Genomic DNA, 13594 nt, shown 5'->3' with positions numbered 1-13594 from the left:
TTATTTAGATTTTAGCACCTCTTTTAACAACTCAATCGCATGTTCATCGTTCGGATCATTTGTACCAAGCTCGCCGCGGAAGGCTTTGGACAAGATTGAATGTTTTAGTGACTCAATTTTGGCTTCAATACTTAATATATTTTTTAGTTGTTCCTCTTTTTCCCTATAATAGCTAAGATATTTAGAAATCTCCACTATCTCTTCTCTTGGAGGGAGAGGAATAGGTAAAGAGGCAAGTTTTTGCGAGTTTATATTCGCCTGTCCAACTTGCTGTGTCACCATTGAAAGCAATATATTCCGTCCAATGTGGCTATTTATATAGTGACATACATAGAATGCTAATATATCCTTATAAAACAAACGAACACGAATTAAATAAGATGCAAAAGTGGCTTGACCTGCAATACTTTCATCTACTAAGGCAGTTTTTCCTACTAATTCGTAACTATTGGTACGATTAAAAAGAAGGTCATCAACTTCTAGCCCAAGTTTTTGAACATCAATATGTTCATTAGATAGATATTTCAAATCTGTAAACTGTATAGAGCCATCAACAATATTCCCCATTCTTAAAACAGGTATTCCGCTGCTATCATCAGTTGCTTTAGCCGATGTCCCATATACAGAAGATTCTATCAAATCGTTTAGCCTTATCCATTTCCATCCTTCGGGCAGCTCAAAAAGTTTGTCTAGAATAGCAGGATCTAACTGATCATTAAATTTATTGGTTTTTGTATTTTTTAGATTCAAAATTTCTTCCAGCCATTCTTCCGCACTTTGCTGTACATTGTTTTGTTGACGCCATTTCTTCGTCAACTCCCCCCTAAACGCCTTCTCCAAAATCGCCGCCCGTCTTAGCTCAACCGACTCCTTCACTTCCTCAATCAACCGCTTCGCTTCATCAATTTTCGCAAAAAGCCGCTCGATTTTCTCGGCAATGCGTTCTTGTTCATTTAAAGGTGGTAAGGCTATTGGATACAATTCAACCTCTTTAGGTCTTGCTCTGGTTAGAGAACCACCTACTCCTGATACATTAGAAGTTATTAGTTTTCTAAAATAAGGGGCCTTTAAAAGAAATAGTAGATACTTTGGATATATTGCTTCATTCTCACTGATTACAATCCATTCAGTAGAAGCTAATTTTCTGTACTTTCCTTTATTATTTGAAACCATCCATACTCGATTAATTCTCGGATTGATTTTACATAGAAGAATTTCGTTTTCTTTTACGATTTGTTTGTTAGATCCTATTTCCTTCCCTTTGATATATTCCGGTTCATCTAAATCATAGTTTGGTACACTATATAATTCAAAAACTTCCTCTTCATAATTACGGGGTTCGATATTTCTTTTTTCGTTTTTATTAATAGATTTTAGTCTCACCCACACCCAATTCCCCGGCACTTGATACGGCTGTTCGTCTTCCGGTACTAGCGCTTCTTCCAATAGTTCGTCGATTGATTTTTGTTTTGTTTTGCTCATTGTTTCAGCACCTCAGCTGTTTCTTCTTTGGATGTTGAGCTTGATTCCGCTGCTTTTAATTCGGCGATGACTTCGTTTAATAAAGAAATCGCTAATTCGAGTTTTTCGACCGCTTCTTCGGCCGAGTCGATCGGGTCTGGCAAGTTTTCGTAAATCGACAGCGATTCGTCGGCAATTAAGCCGATGTCTAAGCTGTCGCCTTTTTTGGCAATCTCTTCGCGCGTGAATACGTTCCAGCGCTCGTCTTGCACTTGGCGGCGGTCTTCGGCGGTGTACGCTTGAATGAAGCCGGCAAAATGTTCCGCGGTGAGCGGGTTGCGCTTGCCGAAAGATGGCATGTTCGTGCGTAAATCATACACCCATACTTCTTTCGTATTGCCGACATCGCTAGTGCCGCGCGTGAAGAACAAGACGTTCGTTTTTACCCCTTGGGCGTAGAAGATGCCCGTTGGCAGACGCAAAATCGTATGCAAATTGCATTTGTCCATTAAGTCGCGGCGAATATCGGCACCGACCCCGCCTTCAAACAAGACGTTATCCGGCAGAACGACGGCCGCGCGGGCTTTTCCATTTGCTTTAAGCGCGCGGTAAATGTGCTGCAAGAAGTTCAGCTGTTTGTTCGATGTCGTAAACGTAAAGTCCGTTCTTGTCGCCCGCTCGCCGCCTTTTTTCGTTCCAAACGGCGGGTTCGTTAAAATGACGTCGTAGTTTTTCAAGCTTTCGCCTAGCGATGATAGCGTGTCGCCTAACAAAATTTCCCCATGAATGTCATGAAGAAGCGCGTTCATCGTCGCAAGACGGTGCGTATCTTTCACAAGCTCGACGCCGGAAAAAGCTTTATATTTTTGAAACTCGATTTCTTCTTCGGATAAATCGAAATAATCATCGGTTTGCTCGCGAACGTGGCGATCGGCCGCGATCATAAAGCCAAACGTTCCGGCGGCCGGGTCGTGGCAGCGCTCCCCCGGCTGCGGATTGACAAGCTTAACAATGACGTCGATGAGGACGCGAGGCGTAAAATATTGCCCCGCTCCTGATTTCATTTCACTCGCGTTCTTCTCTAACAATCCTTCGTATAAATCCCCTAATCCTTCTTGCTTCGCATTGTACCAATCTAAGTTATTGATGGATTGTATGATTTTTTCCAAGTTCTTTGGTTCTCTAATATTTGAGGTCGCATCTGTATAAATTTGTTTTAATAATTCATTTTCTTCTTTTCCTAAATCAAGCAACAGCTGTTGATAATGTTCCTTCAATTCAATTCCGTCTTTTTGTACTAACGAGTCCCAGCGATACTTTTCTGGAATGACATACTCATAACCCGTTTCTTTCATCATTTTTAAAAACAGCAAATACGTTAGCTCTGTGACGTATTGGTGATATGTAATGCCGTCATCACGAAGAACGTTACATAAATTCCATAGTTTTTGGACAATTTCTCTGTTGTTCATCTACGCTTGCTCCTTCTGTTGATGATAGTTGTACAAGTTATGATTAATTTCCCGGACAATTTCCGCTAACTCTCCGTTAAAAATTCGATTCAACTGTTTAAATCCACCATGATTTTTGAATGGTTCGTATTCAAATGCTTTTTCAGGATCCGGATGGAGAACAGATTCCTGCAAAAGTTGTTTTTCGATGCGTTCGAGCCATTTCTTTTGCACAGGTGGCCATGCTTTCATTTGGTAGATTTTCTTCATCGCATTTTTAATCCGTTCTTCATGGCTAATGAGCGGATCGCCGAGCGCTTGCTGACGGATGAAGGCGATGATATCGGCCGCGATGTCTTCGTTTTTCGCCTCGCGCCATGCCGCTTGCAGCTTTTTCTCAGAAAAGCCTTTTTGATCTAACTCAAGCAATAGCTTTTTTAACTCTTCTCTCGTTAATTCAGTTGGACGCTGACATACAATCGTCAAAGCAGGAATTTGGTTCATATTGCTGCGAATAAATTCTCCAAATGATTGTAAATAGTCATCTGGTTTCTCTGCGTTCCCATATCCGCGTTTGACCCCAATCAGCTCATCTTCATGTGTAGAAATATATTGTTTGTTTTCTCGATCACGATTTTCATCGATATAGCGGAACATCGACATATACTCTTTTAATTGTACAGACAGTTCCGTAGGACTCAAGGATTTTACCCAATCAATAAATTCGTCCACCGTTTTGCCACCAGATAACACTTTAAAATCTTGATATTGCTTATCTAACCATTGGCGTTTTTTTCGCTGGATTTTGGCAATCATTTGTTCTCGCTGATGTTGAAGATGTTCCGTTTTTTCAAGTCCTTCTAATTCTTCAACTAATTGCACTAGAGAAATATTTGGACGGGCGACAACTGGCTTCATGCTTGTATATGGTTTTAACGCTTCATAGATGCCGACCGCGTCAAAAATATTAAAGTGATCTTTGCGGATTTCTTCACATCGTCTCGTTGCTCGACCCAGCATCTGCTCGTAAAGAATCCGAGAACGGACGCGTCGCAAGAACACGAGATTGGTAATCGATGGGACATCAACACCTGTCGTTAATAAATCGACTGTAACAACAATGGTTGGATATTTTTCATTTTTAAAACGACGAATCGCAGCAGATGGATCTTTGATTGAGCCGGTAATTTTCATAATGGCATTATCTTCGACTTCACCGTATACATGAGCAAACTCTTCTTTTAGAAGACGTACGACTAAATCGGCGTGGTCATCTGTCGCTGCAAATATCAATGTTTTTCCCTCATCATCTGGAGAAATATAGTTCGTCAGCTCTCGTATAATCACACGATTAAAGCTTTCTGTGATCACTTTTGTATTAAAATGCGCCACCTCAATATTCACTTCATCTTCAAGATATTCTTGTGAAATGGTGCCAGAAACCGTATCGTATACGTCGACCTTTTCGCCTTTCGCCCAAGTGATTCCTTCCCTTTTTAATACCGTTTCAAATTGATACGGCGGTTCATGGTCGACTAAATAGCCATCAACGACGGCTTCACGATAAGAATAAGTAAAAACTGGCGGCCCGAAAATTTCGGTTGTATGCAACGCAGGCGTAGCCGTTAGCCCGATGCGGATGGCATCAAAATAATCGAGCACTTTTCGGTATTTGCTCACGTAATCGTGATGGTCTCTGATTTCGATTTCCATCTCGCTCATTTCTTTATCGAGCGTATAACCGCGATGCGCCTCGTCGACAATAATGCAATCATATTGGTCGATTGGCGGAATGTCCTCTGTTTTGTCGTTATAAAAAATGCGTTTGAGCATTCCTTGCACCGTTGCGATGTGCACTTTCGTCTCCGGATCCGGCTTTTGCTCGTATAGCGATTGCAAGCTGTAAATCTCGGTGAACGTATGGAAGCTTTCCATCTTGCTTTCTTTAAACGCGCTCTCGGCTTGTTCGCCAAGCGCTTTCCGGTCGACAAGGAACAAGATGCGGTTAAAGCGCTTCGCCTTAAGCAAGCGATAAATGAGGCCGATCGCCATTCGCGTTTTTCCTGTTCCGGTGGCCATCGCGACTAAAATGCTGCGCTTTTTCTCTTCCAACGCTTTTTCGATAGCTTGAATCGCGTTGACTTGATAGTCTCTTAGTTTCAAATAATCAAATTTTTCGTCGCGCAAAAATTGCTCGGAACGCTCGACATCCTTTTCTAATAGTTTTTGCAGTCCTTTAGGCGTATACCATCCTTGCAACGGGCGCGGATGGTTCGTGGATTTCCGGGCATCTAAAAACCAAATGCCTGATTTTTGTTCGAGCTGTTTGAAGTAAGGGCGGCCGTTTGTCGCAAATAAAAACGGCACGAAATAATCGCCCCACGGCTCGTGAATCACTTCGTTGCCATGTGGCACGACGAGCTTTGCATATTCTTTTGCTTGTTCAATGTCGGACGGAATGTCTTTGCTGGCGCGTTTCGCTTCAATAATGCCCACTAGCTCGAGTCCGACAAATAAAGCGTAATCAGCGTAGCCTTTCTTTAACGGCCATTCGGCAATCGCCATATTCTTTCCTTTTTCCGGACGGGCTCCTTTAGAAAAACGAATCGTTTCCGAATCTGCTTCCCAGCCGGCGTCCCGCAATTGCTGGTCAATGAGAAGCCGCGTTTCTGCCTCCGTCAATTCCAAATTCGCGGCAACGCGCTGCGAGTACTCACGCCGTTTTTGCTTTTCTTCGCTGCTTGTATAAATTTGTTGCTTTCTGATTTTCTCAAGCTCTGTTTCTAGCTGTGCCAATTTTTCTTCATATGATTTCACGACTTCATTTAACTCGTCGGCTGAAATCGCACTTTGCGGCGCCGGTTCGATATACTCGGGAGCCTGGAACGACCAATCGCCGTACACTTCCATAAACCACACGCCGATTCTAAACGCCATTTGCAATAATGCTTTCGCTTCATGCACTTCTCCATAACTTGGTTCATGCACCGCTTTATTCCCTTTTTGGCGAATGACGTTTAACAAATCATAAATTTCTTTTGGGATGATTTGATCGTAAAAGAGCGCTCTTAGACGTTCTTGCTGGTCCGTTCCCCGCTCTTCGCGAATGTCTTCCAACGCTAAAATATATTTTGTAATCGTTTCCGCAAATTTTCTCAGTTCGCTAATAGCGACGTTTGGATTTTGATACACATTCCGTTCCGCCGTTTCCCCCACCTTGGCGAGAACTTCCCATTTTTCCTCAAGAAAATGAAAGTTGTGCGGCATATGGACACCTCGTTTTTGCATATTCCTTATCTCTATTACTCTAATCACAATGATAAGAAATACCTTTATTTTTCTAAGAGATTCTTAGTTCTATTTTACCACAAAATTAACAGTATACCTTAATCATTTCCAATGGAATTCAACGCAAAAAACCTAAATAAAACATTGCCAGGTTATTCACCTTACACCAATCAATTGGATTCGAAACTTCATGTATGTTGAAGTCATCATATATTCCCTAAGTTGCTGCCATCGTGAAAAAATTACAAAGACGTTCCAAATCAAATGGATCGTCTTTTAACTTTCCTCTAATCCAAAGAATTTTAAAACTTTTTCAATTGTATACTGGCTTCTTAATTTGTATGCACTGTTTTGATTCGCTTTTAATCCCTTTGTCCAATATGCTTTCTCCTTTGGAACAGTTTCCACCCATTCGACCCGTACAACATGTTCACATAGTTCATCGTTCTCTAAATCATGTTTCATATTTGGGGCGTTTAGCGGTAAATCAATAAGTTTTTTCCTTTCCTCGTTAATCTCAATCTCGACATCCCGCATCGGCTTTGCCTCTTCTACCACTTTTCCGATTCCTACATATCCATGCTTCGGGATCATACAAAATATTCTTGCGCCTACAAATAATTGCTTTAGAGTCCTGCTGTACCATTTGCCATTTCCAGCAGAAATAAAACCATATTTAGTCGCATCTTCCCAGCTTCGATACTGTCCGTCATCAAAATTAACGACAAAGTCTTGTTTGTTCCATTTCTCTGTTTTGCTCTCATTCCTTGTATTACTTGATTTTTCTTCCACAACATTCGGGTCAATTAACCAGCTTCTCGTAATAAACTCTTGGTTTCCTTCTTTAAAATATCTAAAAAACACAGCGTTAATCGGAACACCAAAATTATCGGACAAATAGTTGATAATTCTTTCCGTTTCTGCATCTAATTGCGACGAAACAATAATTATTTGGTGGGACTCATTTAATTTTTCCGGCAAATCAGTTCCAAATTTATCTACAAATGCTTCCTCTAAAGGAATCCCTTGTTTATCCTCAAAAAGTTTTAAAATTCGTTCGTAAGATAAATTTTGTACCCAAGAAGCATAGTCAAGAGCTTGGGCTACAACTTCTCTTGGGGTACGATTTTTCTTTAGTTCGATAATTGAGATGTTTCCCTCTTGATCCAATGCAAACATATCAATAAATTTCCCGTAATCAGTCTGAATTTGCCGACCAATTAAAAGCAAATCATCCGAAAGAATCGATAAATCTTTTTCTAATATATCTTCTAGCTTTTTTTCTGATTCTATTGGTGAGTAAGACAACTTTTTAACTTCATTATCGATCTTCCAAATCCCTACTTCAATCGGCATTCTGTCTCCCTCCAATTCATTTAAACAGATTGTTCTATGTTTTTCCCTAAGATTTTAACATAAAAATCCAATAGTTAACTATATTGAAGAACGATTTTGTATGCACTATCGTCACCAACGGTGATAAAATGGTTCTGCCACAATTTTGGTGAAACCCTCTCGTAGTCATTATAGTAGTAAACTATTATCACGGGAGGGTTTATTTTGGAACTGCAAACATTCTATAAGGATTGGAAGTTGCTATTTTATTCTGTTGATCGTTCGTGCGTCAAGTTGTATGTCCAATCTCAACAAAAACTGAATCTTTGTCCATCATGTAACATGCCTTCTTCGCGTGTCCACAGCCGATACTGGCGTGTGATTCAAGATGTAACTATTTTATCGTTACAAGTATTTCTGTATGTACGTGCAAGGAAATTCTTTTGTGATCATTCTGCCTGTTCACAACGTATTTTTACGGAGCGAACTCCAGATTGGTGGTCTCCTTATGCTAGACGTACCAGTCGCTTGACCGCCTTTCTCAAGCATCTTGCCTTTACCCTAAGTGCAGAGACTGCTAGTAAAGTTTCTAAGCAGTATGGGATTCCTACAAGTGCAGATAGTTTTCTGTATTTGATTCGTAAGGAAGAAATACCTCCTATTACAGAACCTACTACCATTGGAATTGACGACTGGGCCATGAAAAGAGGGCAACGATACGGAAGTATCGTTTGTGACTTACAAACCCAAAAGCCGATGGCGTTATTGGAAAATCGAACGGTACAAGAGGTGTCTAACTGGCTGCGAAAGTATCCTTCTATTCAAGTTGTAACTCGTGATGGTTCCACGGAATACGCGAAAGGAATTCGTGAAGGATGCCCTCATGCGGTACAGATTACAGACCGCTGGCATCTCTTTCACAACTTAACGCAAAAGGTGGAGCAGTTTTTACGTCATATTTCTATTTGTGTTGCAGAGTCGGATGACTACAGACCTTCTAGACAAGAGTGCCATTCTCTCACTGCTAGTGAGAAGAAAAGATGGGCGCTGATTCAGCAAGTACAACTACGGTATAAGGAAGGACAACGTAAAGCAGACATCATAAGGGAGTTTGGCATGGATAGAAAAACATTAGACAAATACTTACAGCTGAAAAAGCCCCCGAAGCCTATACGGCGTGGTAGACATCGTGCCGATCTCTACCGTTCGGAAATCCTAGAGCTTCTACAAGCACAAGCAACGGTCAATCATATCTTTTCTGTGATACAAAAACAGGGATATGATCAGTCATTGTCTACATTACAGGACTATATTGAAAGGCTAAGAAAGCGGGAGATGAATGAAAAAAACACAAACAACATTCGTATTTCTAGATATAAACTACAAGCATACTTGTGGTCCCAACTTCTCCCTACGCAGGAGGAACCAATCCTCTTTGACAAGTGCTTCAAACAACATCAAGCTTTGCATCGGCTAAAATCCGTTATTCAGGCCTTCCAGAAGCTGATGAACGAACAAAAGAATAAACAAGCACTTCAGGAACGACTCTTACAGGCTGAAGACAGTAAGATACATGAAGTACAACAATTTATCAAATACATACAATCAGATATAGAATCGGTCAAACACGCATGATCCTACTCTTGGAGCAATAGCATTGTAGAAGGACAAGTAAACCGTCTAAAGGTCATCAAACGCCAAATGTATGGGCGAGCCAAGTTCGATTTACTGAGCAAAAAAGTCCTTTACCCATTCGCTTAATACTTTTCTAAAAAAATATTAGTTAACCACATGAATCTATCCTTGATTTCTTCACCAAAATTGTGGGAGAACCAATTTTAAATCGTTGTTGACATAAGGTTCTTTGCACCAGAATTAAATCTTCTAATCTTTCCTTATTAGACTAATAAAATTGTTACTGGAATAAGAAAAAAGGTAAGGAAAACATATTAAAACAAGGTTAAGATGTTGTTTATTGCAAAATAAAAGTGCAGAGCTTTGCAAAGAAAAAATGCAGAGAACTGCACTTTATGACTAAATAAAAAAAGACTTGCCAGCCACCCCAAGTCCCTCTACTGTAATTGGTGTCGAATCAATTCATAGTGGAGGTTTAGAAAGGATGCTAGCAATGTCTGAAATTCATTGTATCAAATTCTTAAGAAACAACAAAGGTCTTTCTATTTCTGAAATACAGCGTACACTAAAAATCAATTGGAGAACGGCTAAAAAATATGCAGACGAAGATCAACTACCTGAACAAAAAAGCCCACAGAAAAAAGGTATGATGTATGAAGAAAAATGGGGTGAAATCGTTTCAACTTGGCTATTTGAAGACTCTAAGTTAAAAAAGAAATCAAGAAGGACAAAAAAGAAAATGTTCGATGATTTAGTAGAATTAGGATTTAAGGGGTCCTATCGGACCGTTTGTTACTTTATTTCAGAGTGGGAAAACTCACATGTGGAAAGTAAAGATAAGGGCTTCGAAAGGCTTGAGCACCCACCCAGTGACGCACAAGTAGACTTTGGTGTAATGGAAGCCGTACAGGATAGGGAATTAGTAGATATACATACTTTAGTCATGTCTTTTCCTTATAGTAATGCTGGATTTGCCGTTCCTTTACCTTCCCAAAATCAAGAGTGTTTTTTATATGGTCTAAAACAATGATTTCATCAAATAGGTGGAATACCTAGACGAATTAGAATAGATAACTTAACCCCAGCTGTTAAAAAGACCAGATCCATTGATGAAGAAGCAGAACTTACAGAGGAATTCCTACGTTTTCAAAGTTATTATGGATTCGATGTTCAAGTATGTAATCCACATAGTGGGCACGAAAAAGGAAATGTGGAGAACAAAGTGGGGTATATTCGTTACAACTTTTTTAATCAAGCGCCGGTTATGAATAGTTATGAGGATTTAACAGATCAACTCTTTCAAAAATTAAATAAAGATAGAGACCGGTTGCATTATGAGAAACAGGTACGAATGGAAGACTTGTGGTTAGACGAAAAGAACCATTTGCTTGCTTTACCAGAAAAGGATTATCCAGTATGGAAAACGGAGCTCGTAAGAGTAAATAAGTATAACGAAGTAAAAATCGATCATATGTTCATACATGTACCTAAAGCATCTAACTATAGCCAATTGTATGCAACGTTAACATGGGATCAGTTGAAAATTACCTCTCCAGATGGAGATATCTTACTTGAAGATTTTCGTCCTTATATGAAGAAACGGAAGGCTCTCCCTTGGCTCTCTATTATTAAGACATGGATCCATAAGCCAAGAGTTATCGAATACTCTCGTTATAGAGACTATTTACCGGGGAGGATTAAAGATTTTTTATTCGTTGATAATTTATTGATTCGTAGAAAACGTTTAGAGGGATTAGCGACACTACTAGTCACTCATGACATGAAAAAAATTAATGAAGAGTTCTACGAACTAATATCTCAAGAAAAGCTTCCAGTGGAAAACAACCCATATGAAATCGATTGGAGTCAATATGATTCGTTAGCTCCTGATAAGGAGGTTACATCATGACAACGGACTTAAAAGAGATATGTAAATCTTTAAGACTGGCTTATGTAGCAAATGTATATGAACACATTGATTTTATGAATCCTGAACAGTATTTACAAGATTTATTCCGTGAGGAAATACGCCTTAGAGAGCAAGCAAAATCCATGCGTTTGATCAAAAAGGCCAAATTCTTAGATAAAAAAAGCTTACATGATTATGAATGGACAGAACAAATACGATTTCCTGCTCAGCTAACTAGAGAAGACTTGTGTAGTTTAGCATTCATAGAAAAAAAGCAGAACGTAGTTCTGGTTGGTTCACCTGGTACAGGAAAAACCCATTTAGCAACAGGGTTAGGAAGGAAAGCTTGTGAGGAGGGCTATGAAGTACGCTTTTATCGGGTAGCTCATCTTGTAGAGGAGTTAGAAAGTGCTTTAAGGATTCATCGTGTATCAGCATTCAGAAAACGACTGGAGAAAGTGGATTTGGTTATTTTAGATGAAATGGGTTATTTACCTTTTAGTAAAGAAGGAGCAGAGCTCCTCTTTCAACTCATTTCAGAGTTTTACGAACAGAAGAGTTTAATTATCACTTCTAATTTAGAATTTAGCCAATGGAATAGAATCTTTACAGATTCGAGGTTAACAGCAGCACTAGTTGACCGCTTAATCCATCACGCTCATATACTTTCATTTCACGGAGAAAGTTATAGGTTGGCTAACGCTCTTTCTAAGAGAAAGTAGCCTATAAGGGTGGCAACACTCTGCGTTTTTGATTGCATTTTTCTGCACTTTTCTATTGCAAAATACATCCATCCCTTCATATTCTAGAAGCTTCCCGTGAATCTCAGCGATTGTCATGAATTCACCAACTTATATACATTTTGTTTTTAAGGTTGTTGATGCCAACTATAGAAAATAAATGAGTACCAGCAAATTAGAAAGATAAGCCATATCGCGTTTCCCCAAATACCAATTTTTAAAACCATTTCTTTTGATTGTTTTTTAGAAAAATTTCCCCAAATGAATCCAACTGCCGCGATTGGAATAATAAGAAAAAAATTAAAACCTTCAGAAGAAATAAATAAAAGAACGGAGCTCACTAATAGCAACAATGGTATTATATTCAATAAGAATGCCTACCCTTTTTAATCAATTGATTTTATTTCCTTTTCTATAAAACTTCTCTTCAACACCTTATTCAGAATCGTTGCTCGTCGCAGTCCAAAAGCCCCTTTTACTTCTTCAATTAACCGCTTAGCTTCATCAACTTTTAGCAAAAATCCTCTAAATCTTCTTAACAATTGTAAAAAAGTGGTGTAATTTTGGAGTTCAAAACATGTATAACACCGTTCGGAAATACGAACGGTGTTGAAAAATAGTTATGTAATTTTCACATTAAACATTCAAATTATTAAAGTCCCTCTATAATTGCGGATATTGACCAAGCAATGTAATTGATTTTTCAGCAAAAGTAGGTTGTTAACTTATTTATGCATTTAAGAAACAAAAGTTAAATACATCTTAATGCGGAGCCCTCATTTCAAAGCAATAACCGTTTGTTAGGCATATTTTGTGGCAATAAATCTTACTTATTTGCAGGTGGTATTATTCCTGAGACCAGAAGGATAAAGAATATCAGCCCTATGAATAAAAATAATAACGAAGCATAAAATGCTGGTCCTTTATGAAATTGAAGCTCTTCCCTCTCTTGAATATAGAGAGTTAATGCACTAATTTTGCTATTAATAAAATTGGTAATCAATCCTCCACTACTTGAGAACCAAAAAATAAAAAACGAGCAAGCAAGTCCCACAGGAAACATAAGTTCTATAAATCGAATGGATAATTTTAGGGAAATCAGATATGTCAAGACAGTTTCTATAGTTAATGTAATTAAAACAACTATTAGCTGTCTCTTTTTCATATATATCTTCCTCTCTAGAATTTCACATATATGTTTATGCAGATGAGAAGCCATAATAAATTACTACCTCAACTTTCGCAGTGAAAAATTTATGAATAATCCTTGATTTGATAGGTTTCTTTGGGTATCTCATATTCACTTGACACTGAAAAAATTCGTCTAAAAAACAAAAAGACACCTCTTTCTTTTGGTAACTATTGGTGTCCAAACCAAAAACCAAAGAAAGAAAGGTGTCACCATTATGATAACGAAAAAAGAGTGTTTTGCGCAATTACCAAAAGAAATAAAAGACGGATTTTCTGAATTACAAATTGGTAAACATTTAAGAAAAGCTGGAATTATCAAGGCTTGTGGTTATTCTTGCTTATCGATTTTTCAACTATTATTTCTTCTTTGTGTCTAGTTACAAATCCCACACATTGAATAACAACTCCTCTAAAATATATTTTTAGAATATAAATCCATATTGATTTTATATATTAGATCACTAGCGTTGCATTAATTTAATTCGAAAATTCCGAATTGAAAAAAGTCCATAAAAAATCCTTTATAATGGATGGTACAGGTGGTCCCTGTCCAAATCCAATATAAAGGATGAAGCCTATGGACA

Annotated in this window: 10 protein-coding genes; 5 read left to right on the top strand and 5 right to left on the bottom strand. The window is 38.6% G+C overall.

What is annotated here, in order from left to right; all coding sequences use genetic code 11:
• From AT864_RS12585 to AT864_RS12570, 4 genes are all read right to left on the bottom strand, one after another.
• Entirely contained in the window at window positions 1–1482 is a 1482-nt protein-coding gene (locus tag AT864_RS12585) for a restriction endonuclease subunit S (RefSeq protein WP_066149353.1), read from the bottom strand.
• The gene (locus AT864_RS12580; protein ID WP_066149351.1) at window positions 1479–2933 is read right to left on the bottom strand and encodes a type I restriction-modification system subunit M; all 1455 of its coding nucleotides are present in this window, start codon (window positions 2931–2933) and stop codon (window positions 1479–1481) included. The genes AT864_RS12585 and AT864_RS12580 overlap by 4 nt, the downstream gene beginning before the upstream one ends.
• Complete coding sequence (gene hsdR / locus AT864_RS12575) at window positions 2934–6179, bottom strand: type I restriction-modification system endonuclease (RefSeq protein ID WP_066149457.1); 3246 nt, start codon at window positions 6177–6179, stop codon at window positions 2934–2936.
• A gap of 297 nt (window positions 6180–6476) precedes the next feature.
• Window positions 6477–7556 (bottom strand): recombinase RecB, encoded by a 1080-nt coding sequence (locus AT864_RS12570; protein WP_066149349.1) that lies wholly within the window; start codon window positions 7554–7556, stop codon window positions 6477–6479.
• A gap of 204 nt (window positions 7557–7760) precedes the next feature.
• Here AT864_RS12570 and AT864_RS12565 point away from each other — a divergent pair, with 204 nt between their 5' ends.
• From AT864_RS12565 to istB, 4 genes are all read left to right on the top strand, one after another.
• A complete protein-coding gene (locus tag AT864_RS12565; RefSeq protein ID WP_066149347.1) occupies window positions 7761–9170 on the top strand; it encodes an ISL3 family transposase in 1410 nt (469 codons plus the stop codon).
• Between the two features lie 493 nt (window positions 9171–9663).
• A complete protein-coding gene (locus AT864_RS18745; RefSeq protein WP_369815557.1) occupies window positions 9664–10200 on the top strand; it encodes a hypothetical protein in 537 nt (178 codons plus the stop codon).
• A 192-nt stretch (window positions 10201–10392) separates the two neighbouring features.
• Window positions 10393–11079, top strand: coding sequence for a hypothetical protein (locus AT864_RS18740; RefSeq protein ID WP_369815556.1), 687 nt, complete (start codon window positions 10393–10395; stop codon window positions 11077–11079).
• Entirely contained in the window at window positions 11076–11801 is a 726-nt protein-coding gene (istB, locus tag AT864_RS12555; protein WP_066149345.1) for an IS21-like element helper ATPase IstB, read from the top strand. The genes AT864_RS18740 and istB overlap by 4 nt, the downstream gene beginning before the upstream one ends.
• A gap of 844 nt (window positions 11802–12645) precedes the next feature.
• Here the strand turns inward: istB and AT864_RS12545 are convergent.
• Window positions 12646–12984, bottom strand: coding sequence for a hypothetical protein (locus AT864_RS12545; RefSeq protein WP_066149342.1), 339 nt, complete (start codon window positions 12982–12984; stop codon window positions 12646–12648).
• Between the two features lie 241 nt (window positions 12985–13225).
• On the opposite strand from AT864_RS12545, the gene AT864_RS17665 reads away from it, so the two are divergent.
• Window positions 13226–13387: a hypothetical protein gene (locus tag AT864_RS17665; RefSeq protein WP_231734649.1), complete on the top strand. Its 162-nt coding sequence runs from the start codon at window positions 13226–13228 to the stop codon at window positions 13385–13387.
• Window positions 13388–13594 lie beyond the last annotated feature (207 nt).

This window comes from Anoxybacillus sp. P3H1B, from assembly GCF_001560855.1.
Lineage (GTDB): Bacteria > Bacillota > Bacilli > Bacillales > Anoxybacillaceae > Anoxybacteroides > Anoxybacteroides rupiense.
Note: the sequence above shows the minus strand (reverse complement) of the source record. Positions and strands in the feature narration are given on the sequence as shown.